At 59.5% G+C, this 20,252-nt stretch carries 23 protein-coding genes; 21 read left to right on the top strand and 2 right to left on the bottom strand.

Annotated elements, in window-relative coordinates; translation table 11 throughout:
• Positions 1-7: 7 nt before the first annotated feature.
• Complete coding sequence (locus JSY17_RS06970) at positions 8-454, bottom strand: hypothetical protein (RefSeq protein ID WP_206401559.1); 447 nt, start codon at positions 452-454, stop codon at positions 8-10.
• A gap of 250 nt (positions 455-704) precedes the next feature.
• On the opposite strand from JSY17_RS06970, the gene JSY17_RS06965 reads away from it, so the two are divergent.
• A complete protein-coding gene (locus tag JSY17_RS06965; protein ID WP_117181754.1) occupies positions 705-1,106 on the top strand; it encodes a PAAR domain-containing protein in 402 nt (133 codons plus the stop codon).
• Positions 1,107-1,147: 41 nt separating this feature from the next.
• Here the strand turns inward: JSY17_RS06965 and JSY17_RS06960 are convergent, their stop codons facing one another.
• The gene (locus JSY17_RS06960; protein WP_117181755.1) at positions 1,148-1,927 is read right to left on the bottom strand and encodes a ParA family protein; all 780 of its coding nucleotides are present in this window, start codon (positions 1,925-1,927) and stop codon (positions 1,148-1,150) included.
• A 334-nt stretch (positions 1,928-2,261) separates the two neighbouring features.
• Here JSY17_RS06960 and JSY17_RS06955 point away from each other — a divergent pair, with 334 nt between their 5' ends.
• The 20 genes from JSY17_RS06955 to JSY17_RS06860 are packed head-to-tail and all read left to right on the top strand — an operon-like array spanning position 2,262 to position 20,242.
• The gene (locus JSY17_RS06955) at positions 2,262-2,981 is read left to right on the top strand and encodes a beta-ketoacyl synthase chain length factor (protein WP_200998377.1); all 720 of its coding nucleotides are present in this window, start codon (positions 2,262-2,264) and stop codon (positions 2,979-2,981) included.
• Positions 2,957-3,769, top strand: a complete 813-nt coding sequence (locus JSY17_RS06950; RefSeq protein ID WP_117186125.1) for a lysophospholipid acyltransferase family protein — start codon at positions 2,957-2,959, stop codon at positions 3,767-3,769. Before JSY17_RS06955 ends, JSY17_RS06950 begins: the two co-directional genes overlap by 25 nt.
• Positions 3,744-4,004: a phosphopantetheine-binding protein gene (locus JSY17_RS06945; protein ID WP_025258164.1), complete on the top strand. Its 261-nt coding sequence runs from the start codon at positions 3,744-3,746 to the stop codon at positions 4,002-4,004. Before JSY17_RS06950 ends, JSY17_RS06945 begins: the two co-directional genes overlap by 26 nt.
• Positions 4,005-4,013: 9 nt before the next feature.
• Positions 4,014-4,268 (top strand): acyl carrier protein, encoded by a 255-nt coding sequence (locus JSY17_RS06940; protein ID WP_117181757.1) that lies wholly within the window; start codon positions 4,014-4,016, stop codon positions 4,266-4,268.
• Positions 4,265-4,810, top strand: coding sequence for a COG4648 family protein (locus JSY17_RS06935; RefSeq protein WP_117181758.1), 546 nt, complete (start codon positions 4,265-4,267; stop codon positions 4,808-4,810). The genes JSY17_RS06940 and JSY17_RS06935 overlap by 4 nt, the downstream gene beginning before the upstream one ends.
• Before the next feature lie 10 nt (positions 4,811-4,820).
• Complete coding sequence (locus tag JSY17_RS06930; RefSeq protein WP_206401560.1) at positions 4,821-6,509, top strand: acyl-CoA synthetase family protein; 1,689 nt, start codon at positions 4,821-4,823, stop codon at positions 6,507-6,509.
• Entirely contained in the window at positions 6,502-7,236 is a 735-nt protein-coding gene (locus JSY17_RS06925) for a glycosyltransferase family 2 protein (RefSeq protein ID WP_117181760.1), read from the top strand. Before JSY17_RS06930 ends, JSY17_RS06925 begins: the two co-directional genes overlap by 8 nt.
• Positions 7,233-8,177: an LpxL/LpxP family acyltransferase gene (locus JSY17_RS06920; RefSeq protein WP_117181761.1), complete on the top strand. Its 945-nt coding sequence runs from the start codon at positions 7,233-7,235 to the stop codon at positions 8,175-8,177. The genes JSY17_RS06925 and JSY17_RS06920 overlap by 4 nt, the downstream gene beginning before the upstream one ends.
• Entirely contained in the window at positions 8,158-9,705 is a 1,548-nt protein-coding gene (locus JSY17_RS06915; RefSeq protein ID WP_206401561.1) for an HAL/PAL/TAL family ammonia-lyase, read from the top strand. Before JSY17_RS06920 ends, JSY17_RS06915 begins: the two co-directional genes overlap by 20 nt.
• Positions 9,695-10,120: an acyl-CoA thioesterase gene (locus JSY17_RS06910; RefSeq protein ID WP_117186120.1), complete on the top strand. Its 426-nt coding sequence runs from the start codon at positions 9,695-9,697 to the stop codon at positions 10,118-10,120. The genes JSY17_RS06915 and JSY17_RS06910 overlap by 11 nt, the downstream gene beginning before the upstream one ends.
• Positions 10,117-10,728, top strand: coding sequence for an outer membrane lipoprotein carrier protein LolA (locus JSY17_RS06905; protein WP_122372359.1), 612 nt, complete (start codon positions 10,117-10,119; stop codon positions 10,726-10,728). The genes JSY17_RS06910 and JSY17_RS06905 overlap by 4 nt, the downstream gene beginning before the upstream one ends.
• Positions 10,712-13,033 (top strand): MMPL family transporter, encoded by a 2,322-nt coding sequence (locus tag JSY17_RS06900; protein WP_122372361.1) that lies wholly within the window; start codon positions 10,712-10,714, stop codon positions 13,031-13,033. Before JSY17_RS06905 ends, JSY17_RS06900 begins: the two co-directional genes overlap by 17 nt.
• Positions 13,030-14,202, top strand: coding sequence for a cation:proton antiporter (locus tag JSY17_RS06895; protein WP_206401562.1), 1,173 nt, complete (start codon positions 13,030-13,032; stop codon positions 14,200-14,202). The genes JSY17_RS06900 and JSY17_RS06895 overlap by 4 nt, the downstream gene beginning before the upstream one ends.
• A complete protein-coding gene (locus tag JSY17_RS06890) occupies positions 14,189-15,436 on the top strand; it encodes an NAD(P)/FAD-dependent oxidoreductase (RefSeq protein ID WP_200998383.1) in 1,248 nt (415 codons plus the stop codon). Before JSY17_RS06895 ends, JSY17_RS06890 begins: the two co-directional genes overlap by 14 nt.
• Positions 15,433-16,167 carry a class I SAM-dependent methyltransferase gene (locus tag JSY17_RS06885; RefSeq protein ID WP_206401563.1) on the top strand — a complete coding sequence of 245 codons (735 nt, stop codon included), beginning with the start codon at positions 15,433-15,435 and terminating at the stop codon, positions 16,165-16,167. The genes JSY17_RS06890 and JSY17_RS06885 overlap by 4 nt, the downstream gene beginning before the upstream one ends.
• Entirely contained in the window at positions 16,164-16,646 is a 483-nt protein-coding gene (locus JSY17_RS06880) for a hypothetical protein (protein WP_117181768.1), read from the top strand. Before JSY17_RS06885 ends, JSY17_RS06880 begins: the two co-directional genes overlap by 4 nt.
• On the top strand, positions 16,643-17,839 hold the full coding sequence (locus JSY17_RS06875) for a beta-ketoacyl-[acyl-carrier-protein] synthase family protein (protein ID WP_206401564.1): 1,197 nt from the start codon (positions 16,643-16,645) through the stop codon (positions 17,837-17,839). Before JSY17_RS06880 ends, JSY17_RS06875 begins: the two co-directional genes overlap by 4 nt.
• Positions 17,836-18,291, top strand: a complete 456-nt coding sequence (locus JSY17_RS06870; RefSeq protein ID WP_206401566.1) for an ApeP family dehydratase — start codon at positions 17,836-17,838, stop codon at positions 18,289-18,291. Before JSY17_RS06875 ends, JSY17_RS06870 begins: the two co-directional genes overlap by 4 nt.
• Positions 18,288-19,016 (top strand): 3-oxoacyl-ACP reductase FabG, encoded by a 729-nt coding sequence (gene fabG / locus JSY17_RS06865; RefSeq protein ID WP_117181770.1) that lies wholly within the window; start codon positions 18,288-18,290, stop codon positions 19,014-19,016. Before JSY17_RS06870 ends, fabG begins: the two co-directional genes overlap by 4 nt.
• Entirely contained in the window at positions 19,016-20,242 is a 1,227-nt protein-coding gene (locus JSY17_RS06860) for a beta-ketoacyl-ACP synthase (protein ID WP_206401568.1), read from the top strand. The genes fabG and JSY17_RS06860 overlap by 1 nt, the downstream gene beginning before the upstream one ends.
• The last annotated feature ends 10 nt before the right edge of the window (positions 20,243-20,252 follow it).

Here is a 20,252-nt window from a genome sequence, read left to right as displayed (position 1 = left end):
AAAATGCTTATCTCATTACAAACTCAACCACCCAATCATGCGTAGAGCTATTGACAGAAACTATTCTGGCATCACAACGCGCCCCACCACTTGCCACAGCACCCTTGATCCACTTAGGTACTCTCACACCACGGTTATGAACCATGATATAAGTCGACTTGAACTTGCACTCTTTATTACCGCCTCTGTAGCGAACAAAGGCATGACTGGCATCCGGAGAAAGGCGCCCCTGAACAACATATGTATTTGTCCCTCCTGCTGAAACACTCTCTAGCGGCATCGGTTTGGCAAAAGTCTTAGTCATCGCCTCATTGCTATCCACCGGGCTATATACCGCAGGAGCCGAACCACTATTTTTAAAAACAACCGTCACCTGCGGTCCTGCCTGCGCCGCGCCCGATGCAATAAATGCAATTACAACCACTGCCCTTTTAATACCTTTTAAAATTTTCACCCCTTGATTCCTTTTTTGTTAGCTCCTGCCAAAAAAGGTTAGAGACATCAAAACATTTACTCAACTACCCGATCGGATAACCCGAAAGGATAGGTTTCTTCAAAAAACAATTCGCAGGAGCGAATTTATTCGCGAACCTCACAGCACTTACTTATTTGTCTGTAGGACTTATCCTTATTGTTATTTATTGCCCCCTTGATCACTGTTTTTCGCCTAACCTCGCACTTTCCAAACACAGAGGAGGCAGGTCATGCCATTTGTAGTCAGGGAAGGCGATCCGACCACCACGGGTGGTTTCGTGCTGTCAGCATCGGCAACAGAATTGATAGATGAGCGCAGAGTGGCACGCATGGGGGATCCGGTGTGGTGTCCGGCGTGCAAGAGCGTGGGCTACATCGCCCAGGGAAACCCGACCTATATCAACGACTGTGTTGCCGTCGCTACGCACGGGCATGAGGTGAAATGCGGATGCCAGCCCGGCAACAATCGACTGACAGCCTCCCAGAAGCATTCCAGGGCAGATATGGAGGCGAGCATCAGCATTCCGGCAGAAATGGCCGAAAAGGCGCAGATGAATGTCGAGCAGATCATCGGCTCGATAAAAGCAGGCACCTTTGCTTCACCGCTGTTCAAACCTGATGCGCAGAGCTGACGCCTGCCGGAATGGGGTCTTGCCCCCCATTCCGGGTGACTTCAAGCCTGTGCCCTGGCTTCCAGCCAGTGGTGCAGATCAACGAACTGTTGCGTCAGCTTGTGGCGAGAGTCGAAATGAATCAAAGGAGTGCTTGCATGATGCGACTCACGCATTTTTACCGAGGCACTGAGATGAATCGGCAAGACCGGCAGCCCCTCGGCAACCAGTTCGTCGATCATTTGCTGAGGCAGGCTGGCACGAGGCTGGAACTGATTGACGATAATCCCTTCCACCTCAAGGCCGTCGTTATGATCTTCCTTGAGCTCCTCGACTTCATGCAGCAAGCCATAAAGGGCCTGACGCGAAAAACTGTCGCAGTCAAAGGGGATCAGCACACGATCAGCCGCAATCAGTGCCGAAACGGCATAGAAGTTCAGCGCTGGCGGGGTATCCAGATAAATGCGCTCGTAATCCTCGCTCAGTTCATCCAGCAGCTTTCGCAGCTTGTTGATCTTGTGCTTGGCCTCAAGCTTGGGCTGAAGGTCGGCCAGTTCTGCGGTCGCTGTCACTACATGCAGGTTGTCGTAAGGCGTTTCATAGATGTCGACATGATTCTTCCTGCCAAAGGGCGCGGAAGAAAGCGTCTGCTTGAAGAACTCGGCAATGCCCATCGGAATATCGTCGCCCGTCAGCCCGGTGAGGTATTGGGTCGAATTGGCCTGGGCATCCAGATCGATCAAGAGTGTTCGGTAACCTTCGCTGGCACTGACCGCTGCCAGATTGCAGGCGATGCTGGACTTGCCGACACCGCCCTTCTGATTGAACACCACGCGACGCATGCAGTAACTCCTCGTTCAGTGAAGAAACACCCTGCAATGCCGATAAAGCCCGCAGGAAGTCCGAGTCTAGGCAATACATATGACAAGGGCGAGTTTTCCTCGAGGCAGAAGCCCATGAAGGCCTCGCACACCCGCAATATGGCTCTGATAAAGCATCCAAAAAACGCTTATTGACGTAAAAACAGCATTTGCAAACAAATAATGTGTAACAAATTTGCTACTCATACTGGCCATCGGGATAATGCGCGCAGTCAGTCGACATTACATATCAAGACTGCTGTCGCTCGCCTGAAGCAGCAACAAGAAGTAGCCCGCAGGGGCGGGAAGAGAAGTCGTGATTAAATTCAACATCGCACAATGGCGTGCCTGGGCTCCAGGCCTGGCAAGCGTCGACGACTGGCAGCAGTGGAGCCGCAATCCGACGCTTTTACAAAGCAGCGATGCAGCACCAGATGTCTCTTTCCTTCCCGCCATGCAGCGCAGACGCCTGAGCAGAATGGCACGTATGGCATTCACGGTGGGCTGGCCACTGGCTGAAGGTCATGAGCGGCTGCCTCTGGTATTCGTGTCGCGCCATGGGGAAACACCACGAACCTTTGACATATTGCGCGATCTTGCGGCGAACGAGCCACTTTCTCCTACACAATTCAGCCTTTCCGTGCACAACGCCGTGATTGGACTGTGGTCGATCATGCGCGGAGAAACCTGCGAAATGACCGCACTGGCCGCAGCAGGCGACGGTCTGGAGCACGGAATTTTCGAAGCAGTCACGCTATTGGCCGAAGGCAGCAGCGCCGTGCTGGTGGTGGTGACCGAAGAGCAGCCACCACAGGCCTATGCCCAATGGATCGATGATGTGCCCTTCCCCTATGCCGTTGGCCTGCTGCTGACCCAGGGCGATGAGTGGCAGCTGTCTCTGGGTGGCGATGCCCGGACCACCGAGCGAAGCCAATGGCCTCATGCCCTGAATCTGTTGCGTGCCTTGAACACCAACCAATCCGTTTGCCAACATCCCTGGAATGACCGGTTATGGAACTGGCAACGCAACCTCTGAAGAAAGGCCGGGATGCTTATTATTGGCGTCTGCTGGCTACCGGAATCAGTTTTGTCCTCTTCGGCTTGAGCGGGCTGTGTCTGCGCCTGTTCGTTTTTCCGTTGCTGGGTTGCCTGCCAGGGGACAAGGCCAGTCATCAGCGTCGTGCACGACGCACCATCAGCCGTCTGTTCTGGCTGTTTATCCGCATCATGGCGCGCATGGGTGTCCTGACCTATGAGGTACAGGGCGCAGACCGCCTGGGCCGTGCAGGACAGATGATCATCGCCAACCACCCTTCGCTGATCGATGTAGTGTTCCTGATCGGACTGGTGCGCGATGCCAATTGCGTGGTCAAACGCAGCCTGTGGGACAACCCCTGCACACGTGGCCCCGTGCGCTCCACCGGCTACATCAGCAACGACGGCAGCATGGACATGCTCGACGCGGCCGTCGACCGATTGCAGACAGGCCAGACCCTGATCATTTTTCCGGAAGGTACGCGGACCCAGCCGGGCATGGCCCCCGCCTTTCACCGAGGTGCAGCCGCTATCGCGCTGCGAGGCGCCAGCATGATTACCCCGGTCATCATCCAGGTCAGCCCGACCACCCTGACCAAGGCCGAACCCTGGTACCGGATCCCCCAGCGCCGCGTGCATTTCACCCTGCGCGTCGGCGAAGACATCGACCCCAGCAGCTTTGCTGCACTTGGCCCGCCTCCGCTGGCGTCGCGCAAACTCAACGATTACCTGCATGCGTATTTCATCAAGGAGCTCGCCATAGATGAGCGATCTACACCGGGACATTAAGCAACTGATCATCGATGCCCTGGGCCTCGAAGACATCACCCCACACGACATAGGCAACGACCAGATTCTCTTTGGCGAAGGCCTGGGACTGGACTCGGTGGATGCGCTGGAACTGGGGCTGGCAATTCAGAAGCGCTACGGCATCAAGATCGATGCCGATGCAAAAGACACTCGCAATCACTTCACTTGCGTAGACAGCCTTGCGGCCTTCGTCAGCGCCAGACAATCGGCCTGAGGACTGAACATGCAAACCCGCGAAGATATTTTCGAGACCCTGCGTGCATCCATGGTCGAGCTGTTCGAGCTTGAGCCTGAGCGCGTCACCCTTGAAGCGAACCTGTATCAGGACCTGGAAATCGACAGCATCGATGCCGTAGACCTGATCGACCACATCAAACGCAAGACCGGCAAGAAAATCGCCGCAGAAGAGTTCAAGTCGGTAAGAACGGTCAACGATGTCGTCGAAGCCGTCTATCGCATGGCCAACCCGGCGGAATGAAACGGCTGATCGGCCCCGGTCTGCTACTGATCGGTGTGCTCTACCCGCTTGCCGTGTACTGGGGCACGGAGCATTTCGCGCCCTGGCAGTTCGCCCTGTTGCTGGGCAGCTTGTGGCTCATACGCGCACTGACGAGCGAAAGACGGGCAGGCACGCTGGCCATGGCGACAGCAGCGATTGCGTTCTGCCTGTTGCTGGGCTTGCTGGACAGCCCGCTTCTGCTGCGTTGGTATCCGGTGCTCATCAGCCTGTTCATGTTGTGCCTGTTCGGCTCGAGCCTGATGTATGGCATGCCCCTGGTGGAGCGAATGGCACGCCTGAAAGAGCCGGAGTTACCCGAGGTCGCCGTCCGCTATACGCGCCAGGTCACCGCAGCCTGGTGTGTCTTCTTCATGGGCAACGGCCTTGTTACAGCTGCCCTGACCCTGTGGGCCCCGCTGTCCTGGTGGGCACTGTATACCGGCCTGATTTCCTATGGACTCATGGGCCTGCTGTTCGCAGGTGAATTGATAATCCGCCGACGTGTCCGAGGCGGAGCATGAAATGGATCGCATGAACTGGTTAAACCTCGAAAACCTGCTGCTCGAACCTTCCAAGGATCGACTGCTGACACAAGACCCTGCCCTCGATCATGCTCAATTCTGTGAGCAGGCATTACGTCTGGCTGCCGGTTTGCAGGCCCGGAATATCAAGCGACTGGCCGTACACCTCGAGGACGCGGGCGATCTGTCCATTGCGTTGCTCGGTGCCTGGCGCGCTGGTGCAGAAGTCCTGCTGCCCGCCGATCTGCAGGGCCAGACCCGTCAGCGCTGGGCGAAGCATGTGGACATGTGGCTGACCGATCAGGTGGACGATACAAGGCCGCAACAGTTGCAGGACATCGCAGCACTTGCCCCCATGGCACTGGATCTGGACGAATGTCGTCTGAGTCTGTGTACTTCAGGCTCAAGTGGCGAACCCAAACTGATCGAAAAGCGCCTCAGGCAACTGGCCAATGAGGTACAGGCACTGGAACAGCTCTGGGGTAAGGAACTGGGCTCGGCCTGCATCATCGGCAGCGTGGCATCGCAACATATCTATGGTTTGCTGTTCCGAGTGCTGTGGCCTTTGTGCGCGGCTCGCCCGTTCGTCCGCAAACAACTGCCATTCCCGGAAGACCTTCAACGCGCCAGCCGCGAATACCCGGCTTTTGCCTGGGTCGCCAGTCCAGCCCTGCTCAAACGGATGGGCGACAACCTGGACTGGTCCAGCCTGAGCGCCGTACGCCGGGTGTTTTCATCCGGTGGCGCATTACCGGCCGCTGCCGCTCAGAGCCTGCAGCAACGCCTGGGGCAATGGCCCACTGAAATTCTCGGCAGCTCCGAAACAGGCGGGATCGCCTGGCGTCAGGGCGAAAACCTCTGGCAGACGTTCGACGGCGTACAGCTCAGTCAGAATGACGATGGCGCGCTGTGCATTCGCTCGCCTTACATGCCGAGCGATCATGTCGAACAGACTGCCGATGCTGCGCGCATCGATGAAGATGGCCGTTTCGAGCTGCTGGGTCGCCTGGACCGCATCGTCAAGCTTGAAGAGAAACGTATTTCCCTGCCGCTCCTGGAAGAAGCCCTTGCGGGCCATGAATGGATCAACGAAGCACGCCTGGGAGTCATTCAGGAAAGCCGGGCATCGCTGGGTGCCTTGATTGTTTTGAGCCAGAGCGGAATGCATGCGCTGCGCAACCAGGGTCGACGCGCCCTGACCCAGAGCCTTCGCCAGCACCTGAGCCCCCATTGCGAGGCCATTGCCCTGCCGCGGCGCTGGCGCATGTTGCGGCAACTGCCATTCAATGCCCAAGGCAAGCTGCCGCAGGCGCAAATCCAGACGTTGCTTCTGGCTCCGCGCCCCAGGACGCCGGAGTTGCTGAAACAGCAAACCGTCGACGCTGAATTGCATCTGGACCTGCTGGTTCCGCCGGACCTGGCTTACTTCAGCGGTCACTTCCCCAAAACCCCGGTATTGCCCGGCGTGGTGCAGGTCGAATGGGCGATGCATCTGGCACAGCAACTGCTGGATGTACCGCCGGTGTTCGCGGGCATGGAAGTGCTCAAGTTCCAGCAACTGGTTCGCCCGGGCGACCAGATCAAGCTGACCCTGCGCTTCGACAATGAACGCTCCAAGCTGTATTTCGCCTTCACCAACACCGACAACGCCCCCTGCTCCAGCGGCAGAATTCTCTTGAAGGCCAGCCAAGATGCATAACCCCTGCGCCGTTATCCCGGTGTTCGATCATGAGCTGGCTGTACCCGATGTCGTCAAGGCACTGCGGGCAGCCGGTTTGCCGTGCGTTCTGGTCGACGATGCCAGCAGCCCGGGTTGTGCTGCGGTGCTGCAAGCGCTGGCGGAAAACGATCAGGTCTTTCTGGTCAGCCTGCCGGTCAATCAGGGCAAAGGCGGCGCAGTCATGGCCGGGCTACGGGAAGCCTCGCGACTGGGCTTCAGCCACGCGCTGCAAGTCGATGCCGATGGCCAGCATGACCTGAGCGATGTCGCGCTCTTTCTGGAAAACTCGCGCCTCTACCCCGAGTCAATCATCTGCGGCTATCCCGAGTATGACGCCAGCGTTCCGAAAGGCCGGCTGTATGCCCGCTACCTGACCCATGTATGGGTCTGGATCAATAGCCTGTCATTGCAGATTCGCGACTCGATGTGCGGTTTCCGGGTTTATCCATTGCCGCCGGTCCTGAAATTGATCGACTCGGTACACGTCGGCAAACGCATGGACTTCGACCCCGAAATCCTGGTGCGTCTGTCATGGCGCAAACAGCCGATGCGCTGGCTGCCGACTCGCGTTCATTACCCGCAGGACGGGCTGTCGCACTTTCGTCTGTTCCATGACAACGCGCTGATTTCACAAATGCATACCCGGCTGTTCTTCGGCATGCTGGTGCGTCTGCCACTGATCCTGTGGCGGCGGTTGAAACCATGAGTGACAACCCGCAAAAGCAGCACTGGGCTCACCACGAAGAGCGCGGCAGCTTCCTGTTGATGAAGCTCACTGCCTGGGGCGTGCGTGTGCTGGGCCGCCGTGTGCTCAGTCCGGTGCTGTACGGCATCGTGCTGTATTTCTTCCTGTTTGGTCGCCGGGCTCGCCGCAGTATCCGGGAATATCAGCAACGACTGGCGCACTGGAGCGGCAAACCCGAACTGCGCCCCACGCATTGGCGAGTTTTTGGCCAGTTCATGGCCTTTGCCGATGCCTTGCTGGACAAACTCGATGTCTGGAACGGCAAGCTCGGAATCGAACAGATTGAAATCGTCGACCCCGCGCTTCTTCGCGATCAACTGCGGGGCGAGCGTGGGCAGCTACTGGTCGGGGCGCATCTGGGCAACCTTGAAGTCTGCCGGGCGCTGGCCGAGCTGGGCGAAAAGGTCACCATGAATGTGCTGGTGCATACCAAGCACGCCGAACGCTTCAACCGCCTGCTGGGTCAGGCCGGCGCCACCAATCTGCGCCTGATCCAGGTCAGTGAGCTGGACCCGGCAATCATGCTGCAACTGAGCCAGCGTCTGGACGAAGGCGAGTGGCTGGCCATTGCCGGAGATCGAGTCACCCTGCATGGCGGGCGCAACGTGCAGGCTGACTTTCTCGGCCAGCCGGCAAGTTTCCCCCAGGGTCCATGGTTGCTGGCCGGGCTGCTCAAATGTCCGGTCAATCTGTTTTTCTGTCTCAAGGGCCCCAAGGGTTACCGAGTGATTCTCGAGCCCTTCACCGATGCCATTCAATGGCGCCGCAGCGACCGCGCCGAAGTGATTGCCCATTGGGCCAGCCGCTATGCCGAACGTCTTGGGCACTATTGCCTGGAGGCTCCGCAGCAGTGGTTCAATTTCTACCCTTTCTGGAAGTCCGATGACGAATCAAACTCCTGACACGGTCATGTTTGGCGAACGCGCACTGCGTATCGAGGACGTTCTGGCCCTGGCCAATCGCCAGGCCCCAACGGCTCTGCAGAACGACAGTGCCTTTCGGGAACGCATCGCCAAAGGCGCGCAGTTCCTCGATTCCCTGCTGGACAAGGAAGGTGTGATCTATGGCGTCACCACCGGTTACGGTGACTCTTGCGTGGTCGCAGTGCCGTTGCAGCATGTCGAGGCTTTACCCCGTCATCTGTACACCTTCCATGGCTGTGGCCTGGGCAAGCTGCTGGATGAACAGGCCACCCGCGCGGTCCTGGCAGCTCGCCTGCAATCGTTGTGTCACGGGGTTTCCGGTGTGCGCGTCGAACTGCTGGAGCGCCTTCAGGCGTTTATCGAGCACGACGTCTTGCCGCTGATCCCGGAAGAAGGCTCGGTAGGTGCCAGCGGTGACCTGACGCCCCTTTCCTACGTGGCAGCCACTCTGTCCGGTGAGCGTGAAGTCATGTTCCGTGGCGAGCGACGCCAGGCCAGCGATGTGCATCGCGAGCAGGGCTGGGAACCGCTCCAGCTCAGGCCCAAGGAAGCGCTGGCATTGATGAATGGCACCGCCGTCATGACCGGTCTGGCCTGTCTGGCATTCACCCGTGCCGACTACCTGCTGCAACTGGCCACCCGTATCACGGCCCTGAATGTCGTGGCGCTGCAAGGCAACCCGGAGCATTTCGACGAGCGCCTGTTCGCCGCCAAACCTCATCCGGGCCAGACCCTGGTCGCAGCCTGGCTGCGTCAGGATCTGGCCATCGATGCGCCCACCGCGCCGCTGCATCGTCTGCAGGATCGCTACTCGCTGCGTTGCGCCCCCCATGTGCTGGGCGTGCTGGCAGACAGCCTGAACTGGTTGCGTTCGTTCATCGAAATCGAACTCAACAGCGCCAATGACAACCCGATCATCGATGCCGAAGCCGAGCGAGTCCTGCATGGCGGGCACTTCTACGGCGGACATATCGCCTTTGCCATGGACAGCCTGAAAACTCTGGTCGCCAACGTCGCCGACCTGCTGGACCGGCAACTGGCCTTGCTGGTGGACACGCGCTACAACCATGGCCTGCCAAGCAACCTGTCCGGCGCCGGCAGCGAACGCGCCATGCTCAATCACGGCTTCAAGGCCGTGCAGATCGGTGCCAGCGCCTGGACCGCCGAAGCCCTGAAAAACACCATGCCCGCCAGTGTGTTCTCGCGTTCGACCGAATGCCACAACCAGGACAAGGTCAGCATGGGCACGATTGCTGCCCGGGATGCCATCCGCGTACTGGAACTGACCGAGCAGGTCGCTGCCGCCACACTGATCGCCGCCAATCAGGGCGTCTGGCTGCGCAGCCAGGCAGATGACGCACGTCCACTGCCACCGGCACTCGCGGCCATGCACGAACAACTGGCACAGGACTTCCCGCCGGTCATGGAAGATCGTGCCCTGGAAGCCGAACTGCGCCTGTGCCTGAATCGCATCGCCAACCGCCACTGGAGGTTACATGCGCAGTAAGGGCTTCATTCACGTCGATACGGAAGTGTCGGTGCCGTTTTTCGATGTCGACATGATGAACATCGTCTGGCACGGCCATTACGTCAAATACCTGGAAATCGCTCGCTGTGCGTTGCTGGATCATATCGGCCACAACTACACCCACATGCTCGAGTCCGGCTATGGCTGGCCCGTGATAGACCTGCAACTGCGCTACGTGCGTGGCGCCGTGTTCGGCCAGAAACTGATCGTGCGCGCCAGTCTGGTCGAGTGGGAAAACCGCCTGAAGATCAACTACCTGATTACCGACGCCACCACAGGGGAACGCATGACCCGCGCCAGTACGGTTCAGGTCGCCGTGAGCCGGGAGAGCCGCGAGATGCAACTGGTCTCCCCTCAAGTCTTTATCGATGCCGTCCAGAAGGTCCTGCCATGAACCGTGCGCTCCGGGCTTTGTTCCTGCTTGGCCTGATATGCCTGCCGTCACTGGCTCAGGCATTCGATCTGCAGCAATTGAGCGATCAACTGGCCAGGCCAGTGGTGGTGCAGGGTAACTTCGTTCAGGAGAAACACCTGCGCTCCCTGCCCCAGCCTCTGCTCAGCAAAGGCCGGTTCGTCCTGTCCAGAGAGTTCGGTCTGCTCTGGTTGCTGGAAACACCGCTGAAACAGGATTACCGCATCACGCCAGCCGGTATTGCACGTCGCGAAACGCCGGGCAGCGGCCCATGGAAACTCCTGCCGGGCAAGAGCGCAGGGGCCGAACAGAACCGTCTTTTTCTCGCGGTATTGCAAGGCGACAGCAGCGGTCTGCAACGAGACTTCGAGCTGCAACTGAAAGGCGATTCCAAAGCCTGGCACCTCACCCTCATTCCCCGCTCGCTGCTTCTGCAACAGGTCTTCAAGCAGATCAATATTGACGGCGGTGAACTGGTCAACCGTATCGAATTGCTGGAAACCCAGGGCGACAGCACGGTTCTTAAAATGCTCGACAGCAACAGCTCCCAGGCCTTGAGCGACGTGCAGCGCAATGACTTCAGCAACTGAACGCCTGCTGCCGCGCCTGTTCCTGCTGATCCTGGCAGGCGTTCTGGCCCTGGCCGGGTGGCAGTGGCATGACCGCTCACCGCTGTCGGCCAACCTGATGGAGCTGGTCCCCGGCACCGACACCGATGCCTTGGTATTGCGTGCCGAACAACGCATGCAGGAACCGCTCAACCGGGAAATGCTGGTACTGGTCGGACATGCCGACCGACAACAGGCCATTGAGCTGGCGCGTCGGTTGAGCGATCAATGGCAAGCCAGCGGGCTGTTCGAGAAGGTGCAATGGTCACTGCAGGCAGACCTGCCGGCCTTGCGTAATCAGCTGTTGCAAGGTCGATTGGCAATGCTGCCGGATGCAGACCGCAACCTGCTGATCAACGACCCACAGGCCTTCATCGACCAGCGCGTACAAAGCCTGTTCGATCCATTTGCCGGATTCAGTCTGGTGGCGAGTCAGGACGACTGGCTGGGCCTGACCGGACGAATTCAGAACGGGCTGCCGAAACAGGGCTCGGTCCAGCCGGATCTGGCCAGCGGCGCATTGATTGCCGTGGCCGATGACAAAAGCTGGGTATTGCTGCGCTCGCGCACTCGCAGCGATGCATTCGACATGCATCTGCCCACTCAGGTCGCAAACCTGCTGGACGCTGCTCGCGAACAGGCCAGACAGGTCGACGGCCAGTTACTGGCAGCCAGCGGCCTGTTGTATGCCGCCAATGGTCAGAAACAGGCCAGTCGGGAAATTACCTGGGTCGGTGGCGGTGCGACGCTGGGTATTCTGTTGCTGCTGTTGCTGGCTTTTCGTCGCTGGAAAGTACTCCTGGCCTTCGTGCCGGTACTGGTGGGCATGCTGTTCGGTGCCGTGGCCTGCGTCGCCCTTTTTGGCAGCATGCATGTCATGACACTGGTGCTCGGTTCCAGCCTGATCGGCGTAGCCGTGGACTACCCGCTGCACTATCTGTCCAAAAGCTGGAGCCTGAAGCCCTGGCGAAGCTGGCCTGCCTTGCGCCTCACATTACCCGGTCTGAGCCTGAGCCTGATCACCAGCTGTATTGGCTATCTGGCCCTGGCCTGGACGCCATTTCCGGCCTTGACGCAAATCGCCGTGTTCTCGGCAGCCGGTCTGATCGGGGCCTATCTGACTGCGGTTTGCCTGCTGCCTGCGCTGCTCGCCAAGGTCGAAATCCATCCCGCGCAATGGCCTCTGGCTCTGGCCCAGCATCTGCTCGATTGCCGTGAGGCCTTGCTGCAACGCATCAGTACCCCCGCCCTGCTGGCAGTGCTGTTGGCGTTCTGCGCAACAGGCTTGTGGCAACTGACCACTCGAAACGATATCCGCCAGTGGGTTTCCGCGCCCCAGGCACTGACAGACGAAGCCCAGGCCATCGCACGCATCACCGGCTATCAGCCCACCAGCCAGTTCTTCCTGGTTCGTGGCAAGGACGAGCAGCAATTGCTGGAGCGCCAGTCGACACTCACTCAGCGACTGGAACAACTGGTCAATGTCGGCAAGCTGCAGGGCTACATGGCCCTCAATCAACTGGTCGCATCGCCCGCCGACCAGCAAGCCACACGCACTGCGCTGTCCCGACTGGAGCCACTTTGGCAGCCGCTGGTCCAACTGGGTGTGCCGGCCAGCGCATTGCAGACTGAAGTGGCCCGACTGCAAGCGCTGCCCACGCAAGATATCGACCTCGCCCTCGGCGGACCACTCAGCGAACCCTGGCGCACGCTATGGCTCGGCCATGACGATAACGGCGTGGCCGGCATCGTAAGTTTGCGGGGCCTGAACGATCCCGCTCTGCTGAAGACTCAGGCGCAAGGGCTGGAAGGTGTGCAACTGGTGGATCGCCTGGGCGAACTCAACAGCGTATTCGCCGCCACCCAGATCAGCGCCGCCGAACTGAAACTGCTTTCCTGTGTGCTGATCGTCCTGTTGTTGGTCCTGCCGTTCGGCCTCGGCGGAGCCTTGCGGATTGTCGCCCTGCCCTTGCTGGCAGCCTTGTGCAGCCTGGCAAGCCTGGGCTGGCTCGGACAGCCGCTGACCCTGTTCAGCCTGTTCGGCCTGCTGCTGGTGACGGCAATCAGTGTCGATTACGCCATTCTCATGCGCGAACAGATCGGCGGCGCTGCCGTCAGCCTGCTGGGCACCTTGCTGGCCGCCATTACCACCTGGCTTTCATTTGGTCTGCTGGCGATCTCAAGCACCCCGGCCATCAGCAATTTCGGGCTGTCCGTCAGCCTTGGGCTGGCTTTCAGCTTTATCCTTGCGCCCTGGGCCAGTCCGAAAAAGGAGCAGCGCTCGTGATGATCCTGCTGTTCTGGCTGATGGCGTTATTGGCGTTTGCCCTGGCAACACGGGCAGGCCAGCGGCTGGGGCTGATTCCCATCGTCAGCCAGTTGCTGCTGGCAACCTTTGGCCTGCCGCTGCTGATGCTGTTCTGGATAGAGCCGCACTGGCAACTGAGCGGTGCACAACTGGTATCGCCGGTCTGGCTCAAGACCTTGTACGGCCTGGCCTTCGCGATAGTCCTGGGGCATATCCTCAGCGATGTCATCGACGCCCGACTGGACCGCCAGAGCCTGAAAGTCGCAATCCCCAGCTTTCTGGTGCCCTTTGTCGCAGGTTTGGCCTGTGCGTTATGGCTGTTGCCGGATCAATCCTGGCTCGGTTCGCTGGCCATTGGACTGGTGTTCGCCATCACCGCGATCCCGGTGCTCTATCTCTATCTGCAACACATTGGCTACCCGCCCCAGGCGACACGCCGACTGGTGCAAACCGCGATCCTTATCGATCTGGCCTGCTGGAGCCTGTTCGCTCTGGGCCAGGGCAGCCTGAAACCCGCCAGTCTGTTACTGCCGTTGCTGGGAGCCTGCATTCCCTTGCTGTTTCGCCTGCTGGGCCTGCGCCAGCCGTTGCTCTACAGCGTGACGTTCTTTGCAATGCTGGTGGTAGCCGAGCACTACAGACTCAACGCACTGATCTTCGGCATTGGCTATCTGCTGTGCATGTCGCGCCTCGGGCAAACCTGGAGACTGCCGCTGCCTGACGCCCTGTTCAAACGCTTGCAGAACCAGCTGGCGATCCCGCTGCTGCTGACCTTCGGCATCGTGCAAATCGATATCCACAGTGCCATGAGCACCCTGAACGGGTTGCAACTGGCCGCGCTGATCGTCATGCCCATCGCCAGCAAGATGCTGGGAAACTGGATCGGCCTGCGCTGGGCTTCCCCCTCTTTTGCAGGCGCAAGCCGCTGGCGCGAAAGCGTATTGCTGAATATTCGCGGGTTGAGCGAAATCGTCTTTCTCAATCTGCTGCTGCAACAGCAACTCATCGGTCCGGCGCTGTATTTCGCGCTGATGCTGATGAGCCTGCTGGCGACACTCATGCCTGCCCTGACCGGCATGGGTCGCAAACCGTTGCCGTCCTCCCTGAACATCGACCAACCGATAAGGAACTCTTGTGCCCCTCACTGACATGGAAAATCGGCAGGTTGTCGTCATTGGTGCCGGCCCTGCCGGGGCGATTGCTGCAGCGCTGCTCAAACGCAAGGGCCACGATGTTCTGATCATCGAACGCCAGCTGTTTCCACGCTTCTCGATTGGCGAAAGCCTGCTCTCCCATTGCCTGGACTTCGTCGAAGAAGCCGGCATGCTCGAAGCGGTTGAAGCGGCCGGATTCCAGAAGAAGAACGGCGCGGCCTTTGCTGTCGGTGATCAGTACAGCGATTTCGATTTCGGTGACACGTTCAGCAACGGCAAACCCACGACCTTTCAGGTCCAGCGTGGCGAGTTCGACAAGCTGCTGGCCGATCAGGCAGCGCTGCAGGGCGTTGAAATCCGCTATCAGCAGGAAATCATCAACGCCGACTTCAGCGGTCCGCAACCGATCCTGAGCGTTCGTCGCGAAGATGGCAGTCAATACAGCGTACAGGCCCTGTTCGTGCTCGATGCCAGCGGTTATGGCCGGGTCCTGCCGCGTTTGCTGGATCTTGAAGCGCCGTCCGGTTTCCCGGTGCGTCAGGCCGTGTTCACCCACATCGAAGACCATATCGAAAGCCCGCCTTTCGATCGCGAGAAGATCCTGATCAGCATTCATCCCGAACATCGGGACGTCTGGTTCTGGACCATCCCGTTCAGCAATGGCCGCTGCTCCCTGGGTGTGGTGGCGTCGGCTGAGCGTTTCAAGGACAAATCGCAGGATCTGGACGCCTGCCTGCAAGCATTCGTCGATGAAACGCCACAGCTCAAGAAGGTGCTGAAAAATGCCGTCTGGGATACCCCTGCACGCACCATTGGCGGCTATTCGGCCAACGTCAAAACCCTGCATGGCCCGGGCTTCGCACTGCTGGGCAACGCGGCGGAGTTTCTTGACCCGGTGTTCTCGTCCGGCGTGACCATTGCCATGCGCTCGGCAAGCATGGCCGCCAATCTGCTGAGCCGACAATTGCAGGGGGAAAGCGTCAGTTGGGAGACCGAATTCGCCATCCCGCTCAAACGCGGTGTCGATACCTTCCGCGCCTATGTCGAAGGCTGGTATGACAACAGCTTCCAGGACGTCATTTTCTATCCCGACAGCACCCCGGACATACGTCGCATGATCAGCGCAATCCTGGCCGGTTATGCCTGGGATGAGCGCAATCCCTTTGTCAGCGAACCCAAACGCCGGTTACGCATGCTGGCCGAGTTCTGCGCGAGTAACGCCTCATGAACCAGCCATTCCTGAGCGACAGCTATGTCGAAGAAACCCGCTTCGGTTTGTGGTTCCTGCGCAGCCACACCTGGCAGCATCACGTGCTGCGGGTTGCGATCAATGATCTGCGCACTCTGTTCAACGGTCAGCCGCCTGAAGCACCGGTGCTGCTGGATGCCGGCTGCGGGCAAGGCAAATCATTCCAGTACCTGCGCCAGGTCTTTGCGCCCTCACGTCTGCTGGGCGTGGATGCCGACCCGCACAGCCTCGACATGAGCCGCGAGGAGGCCCGCCGCCAGGGTATCGATGTCGAGCTGATCGGCAGTGATTGCGCCGCACTGCAACTGCCGGATGCCAGCGTCGACATGCTGTTCTGTCACCAGACCTTTCACCATCTGGTCGAGCAGGAAAAAGCCATTGCCGAGTTTTATCGCGTGCTGAAACCGGGTGGCTATCTGCTGTTCGCCGAATCCACCGAGGCCTATATCGATACCTGGGTGATTCGCTGGCTGTTTCGCCATCCCATGCATGTCCAGAAAAGCGCAGCGCAGTATCTGGAGATGATTCGTGGCCAGGGCTTCGAGTTTGAAGCAGAGAATGTCTCTTACCCGTATCTGTGGTGGAGCCGTGCAAAGGATTTCGGCTTGCTGGAGCGCCTGAAGCTGCTCAAGCCCAAGCCGTTCGGGCAGCGTGAGGAAACCCTGGTCAATGTCGTGGCCCGCAAGCCCCTGAACGGCGAGACGCCATGATCCGCGCATGGTTTTTCGTACTTCTGCTGCTGGGCGGCTGTGCCAGTCAGGCACCGCTGCCTGCGGCCATGCCGTCGTTGCAGTTACCGATGCAACTGCATATCCAGCGTGAGCAGGCCGATCAGCGCCAGGACTGGCTGCTGATCGTCCAGCATGAAAACGCCGGGTTGCGCTGGTCCTTGATGGACCCGCTGGGCATTCCCCAGGCACGCCAGTTGCTGATTCAGGGCAAGTGGCAGGCCGATGGTCTGCTGCCACCGAACCCGGAGGCTCGCGAACTGTTTGCAGCCCTGCTCTTTGCTCTGACACCGAATGAAAAACTGTCCATCAGTTATCCTGCTGCACAGAGTCAGGATGCGCAGCGCCGTCTCGATGACCGCTGGCGGGTTGACTACCGTTCTGCCAATGTCTTTACGCTGAAGCTCAAGGAAGGGCTGAGTTATGAAATCACCCCCTTGAATCTCGAGACTTCACAATGACTGCCTACCTCAATGCCATGGGGCTGATCTGTGCCCTGGGCAATGGTTCTGAAGAGGTGTCGCGCAAGCTGTTCGCTGCCGACAGTTCGGGGATGATTGCAGAGAACGGCTGGGTGCCCGACCGGGTCTTGCCAGTCGGCGCAATCAAAGATGCCCTGGCTCCCATCCCGGCGTCATTGAGCGCACAGGGCAGTCGCAATAATCGATTGTTGCTGACCGCCGCCCTGCAGATCGAAAGTGATATCCGCCAGGCTATCGAGCGTTATGGCTCCGAGCGTATCGGGGTCATTCTGGGTACCAGCACCTCGGGTATCGACGAAGCCAGCAACAGCATGGCGACCTGGCTGCGCGACCAGAGCTTCCCCGAGCATTACGACTATCAGCAACAAGAGTTGAGCGCACCAGCGACCTTTCTGGCGTCCTGGCTGGAACTGCGCGGCCCGGCCTACGTGATATCCACAGCCTGCACCTCCAGCGCACGCGCCCTGCTCAGCGCACGACGGGCGCTGGACATGGGGCTGTGCGATGCCGTTCTGTGTGGCGGCGTGGACAGCCTCTGCAAACTGACACTCAACGGCTTTTCGGCGCTGGAAGCCATGTCGCAACAGCGCTGCAACCCCTTTTCAGTCAATCGTGACGGTATCAATATCGGCGAGGCGGCAGTCCTGTTCCTCATGACCCGTGAAGCCAGCGGCACACACTCGATTGCCCTGCTGGGCGCTGGTGCCAGTTGTGATGCTCATCATATTTCAGCGCCAGAACCCGGCGGTCGTGGTGCCCGGCAAGCCATGCAGCAGGCACTGGACAATGCACGCCTGGTTGCCGGACAAATCGGTTACCTGAACCTGCACGGCACCGCGACCCAGCACAATGACGCCATGGAAAGCCTGGCCGTACAGGCGATATTTCCCGACGGTGTTTCGTGCTCCTCGACCAAGCCTCTCAGCGGCCATACCCTCGGTGCCGCCGGAGCCCTGGAAGTCGCGTTCTGCTGGCTCACTCTTGCGCCGCAGAACAGTGAACGGGCCTTGCCTCCTCATCTGTGGGACGGCCAGGCCGATCCATTGCTGCCAACCCTGAACTGGGCACTGCCCGGGGCGCAGTTGCCCCCCACTGAATCCCGCTACCTGATGAGCAATTCCTTTGCTTTCGGCGGCAACAACATCAGCCTGATTATCGGAGATGCACCATGATCGACTGGCCGCTCGCCGAGTTGATTCCCCATGCTGCCGACATGATCCTTATCGATCAGGTCCTGAGCTTTGACGAAGAACAGATCCGGACCCGGGTCACCGTACGCCCCGATTGCTTGTTCAGCCAGGCGGACGGCAGCCTGCCTGCCTGGATCGGCGTAGAACTGATGGCCCAGAGCGTGGCGGCCTATGCCGGTTGCCAGGCTCGTCTCAAGGGCGAGCCCATACAGTTGGGCTTCCTGCTCGGCAGCCGAAAATTCGAATGCAACGTCGGGCATTTTCCGGCAGGCAGCGAACTGACGATCCAGGCCACACGTTCATTGCAGGACGACAGCGGCATGGGTGTCTTTGAATGCAACCTGACCGGCACGGACATCCAGGCCTTTGCACGCCTCAGTGTCTATTGCCCACCCAACGCCGATCAATACCTGACCGAAGGAGCTCTGGCATGACTGAATCGATACTGGTCACCGGCTCCAGCCGTGGCATTGGCCGCGCCATTGCGTTGCGTCTGGCCCAGGCCGGATACGATCTGGTCCTGCATTGCCGCAGTGGCCGCAGTGAAGCAGAAGCCGTTCAGGCAGAAATCGTCGCGCTGGGACGTCAGGCCCGCGTGCTGCAATTCGATGTGAGCGATCGTGCCACCTGCAAGAAGATTCTCGAAGAAGATGTTGAAACCCATGGCCCCTATTACGGCGTCGTGCTCAACGCCGGTCTGACGCGCGATGGTGCTTTTCCGGCTCTCAGCGAAGACGACTGGGATCAAGTGCTGCGCACCAACCTCGATGGTTTCTACAACGTGCTGCATCCGGTCATGATGCCGATGATTCGCCGACGTGCGGCAGGCCGGATCGTGTGCATCACGTCGGTGTCCGGCCTGATCGGTAATCGCGGGCAGGTCAATTACAGCGCTTCCAAGGCGGGGCTCATCGGTGCAGCCAAAGCCCTGGCTATCGAACTGGGCAAACGCAAGATCACCGTCAACTGCGTTGCACCGGGTCTGATCGATACGGCAATGCTGGACGAAAACGTGCCGGTGGACGAGTTGATGAAAATGATCCCGGCGCAGCGTATGGGCACACCGCAAGAGGTGGCCGGCGCGGTGAACTTCCTGATGTCTGCAGAGGCTGCGTATATCACTCGTCAGGTCCTGGCCGTCAACGGAGGCCTGTGCTGATGAAGCGTGTAGTCGTTACCGGCATGGCCGGCATTACTTCACTGGGCAGCGACTGGGCCAGCATCGAAGCCAACTTCACCGCCAACCGCAGCGGCATCCGGCGCATGGACGAGTGGGACCGTTTCCCCGAACTCAACACACGACTGGCCGGGCCTGTCGATGATTTCGCAGTACCCGAACACTGGACCCGCAAGCAGTTGCGCAGCATGGGCCGGGTATCGCGCATGGCGGTGGGTGCATCGGAAAAAGCCCTGATCGATGCAGGACTGCTCAATGACCCGATGATTCGCGACGGGCGCATGGGCACTGCATGCGGCTCCTCCACCGGCAGCACCGACGACATAAAAGCGTTCGGGAACATGCTGCTCAACTCCGTTGCAGAAGGCCTGAACGCCAACTCCTATGTGCGGATGATGCCTCACACCACGGCAGCCAACATCAGCATCTTCTTCGGTCTGACCGGACGCCTGATCCCGACCTCCAGCGCCTGCACCAGTGGCAGCCAGGGCATCGGCTACGCCTATGAAGCGATCAAGTTCGGGCGCCTCCCACTGATGCTGGCAGGCGGTGCGGAAGAGCTGTGCCCTACCGAAGCCATGGTTTTCGATGCGCTGTACGCCACCAGCCTGAAAAACGACGCGCCACACACCAGCCCAAGGCCTTACGACAGCGGTCGCGATGGCCTGGTGATTGGTGAAGGTGCCGGCATGCTGGTGCTCGAAGAGCTTGAGCATGCGCTGGCCCGGGGTGCGCATATCTATGCGGAGATCGTCGGTTTCGGCAGTAACGCCGATGGCGCCCACAGCACCCGCCCGGAGCAGATCACCATGCGCCGTGCCATGGAGCTGGCTCTGGAAGATGCGGGCCTGCCGCCAGAGGCTGTCGGTTACGTCAACGGACATGGCACGGCCACCGAACAGGGCGATATCGCCGAAACCCTGGCGACCAGCAGTCTCTTTGGCCCGCGCATGCCGATCAGCTCGCAGAAGAGCTTTTTCGGTCACACGCTCGGTGCCTGTGGCGCTCTGGAGTCATGGTTCAGTATCGAAATGCTCAATCGCGACCGTTACATCCACACCCTCAACCTCGACAACATCGACCCGCAATGCGGCGAACTGGATTACCTGATCGGCGAACCCCGGCAGATGAGCCATGAGTATGTGATGAACAACAACTTTGCGTTTGGCGGGGTCAACACTTCGCTGATTTTCCGCCGCTGGCGCTGAATAGATCGAC

This window comes from Pseudomonas capsici (assembly GCF_017165765.1).
In the GTDB taxonomy this organism is placed as follows: Bacteria; Pseudomonadota; Gammaproteobacteria; order Pseudomonadales; family Pseudomonadaceae; genus Aquipseudomonas; species Aquipseudomonas capsici.
This window is presented reverse-complemented; position numbering and strand designations above follow the sequence as displayed.

Excerpts from the sequence above, each read along its gene's own strand:
- JSY17_RS06965 (WP_117181754.1), top strand. The coding sequence starts at position 705 with ATGCCATTTGTAGTCAGGGAAGGCGATCCGACCACCACGGGTGGTTTC.
- JSY17_RS06960 (WP_117181755.1), bottom strand. The coding sequence starts at position 1,927 with ATGCGTCGCGTGGTGTTCAATCAGAAGGGCGGTGTCGGCAAGTCCAGC.
- JSY17_RS06950 (WP_117186125.1), top strand. The coding sequence starts at position 2,957 with ATGGAACTGGCAACGCAACCTCTGAAGAAAGGCCGGGATGCTTATTAT.
- JSY17_RS06945 (WP_025258164.1), top strand. The coding sequence starts at position 3,744 with ATGAGCGATCTACACCGGGACATTAAGCAACTGATCATCGATGCCCTG.
- JSY17_RS06940 (WP_117181757.1), top strand. The coding sequence starts at position 4,014 with ATGCAAACCCGCGAAGATATTTTCGAGACCCTGCGTGCATCCATGGTC.
- JSY17_RS06935 (WP_117181758.1), top strand. The coding sequence starts at position 4,265 with ATGAAACGGCTGATCGGCCCCGGTCTGCTACTGATCGGTGTGCTCTAC.
- JSY17_RS06930 (WP_206401560.1), top strand. The coding sequence starts at position 4,821 with ATGAACTGGTTAAACCTCGAAAACCTGCTGCTCGAACCTTCCAAGGAT.
- JSY17_RS06925 (WP_117181760.1), top strand. The coding sequence starts at position 6,502 with ATGCATAACCCCTGCGCCGTTATCCCGGTGTTCGATCATGAGCTGGCT.
- JSY17_RS06920 (WP_117181761.1), top strand. The coding sequence starts at position 7,233 with ATGAGTGACAACCCGCAAAAGCAGCACTGGGCTCACCACGAAGAGCGC.
- JSY17_RS06915 (WP_206401561.1), top strand. The coding sequence starts at position 8,158 with ATGACGAATCAAACTCCTGACACGGTCATGTTTGGCGAACGCGCACTG.
- JSY17_RS06910 (WP_117186120.1), top strand. The coding sequence starts at position 9,695 with ATGCGCAGTAAGGGCTTCATTCACGTCGATACGGAAGTGTCGGTGCCG.
- JSY17_RS06905 (WP_122372359.1), top strand. The coding sequence starts at position 10,117 with ATGAACCGTGCGCTCCGGGCTTTGTTCCTGCTTGGCCTGATATGCCTG.
- JSY17_RS06900 (WP_122372361.1), top strand. The coding sequence starts at position 10,712 with ATGACTTCAGCAACTGAACGCCTGCTGCCGCGCCTGTTCCTGCTGATC.
- JSY17_RS06885 (WP_206401563.1), top strand. The coding sequence starts at position 15,433 with ATGAACCAGCCATTCCTGAGCGACAGCTATGTCGAAGAAACCCGCTTC.
- JSY17_RS06880 (WP_117181768.1), top strand. The coding sequence starts at position 16,164 with ATGATCCGCGCATGGTTTTTCGTACTTCTGCTGCTGGGCGGCTGTGCC.
- JSY17_RS06875 (WP_206401564.1), top strand. The coding sequence starts at position 16,643 with ATGACTGCCTACCTCAATGCCATGGGGCTGATCTGTGCCCTGGGCAAT.
- JSY17_RS06870 (WP_206401566.1), top strand. The coding sequence starts at position 17,836 with ATGATCGACTGGCCGCTCGCCGAGTTGATTCCCCATGCTGCCGACATG.
- fabG (WP_117181770.1), top strand. The coding sequence starts at position 18,288 with ATGACTGAATCGATACTGGTCACCGGCTCCAGCCGTGGCATTGGCCGC.
- JSY17_RS06860 (WP_206401568.1), top strand. The coding sequence starts at position 19,016 with ATGAAGCGTGTAGTCGTTACCGGCATGGCCGGCATTACTTCACTGGGC.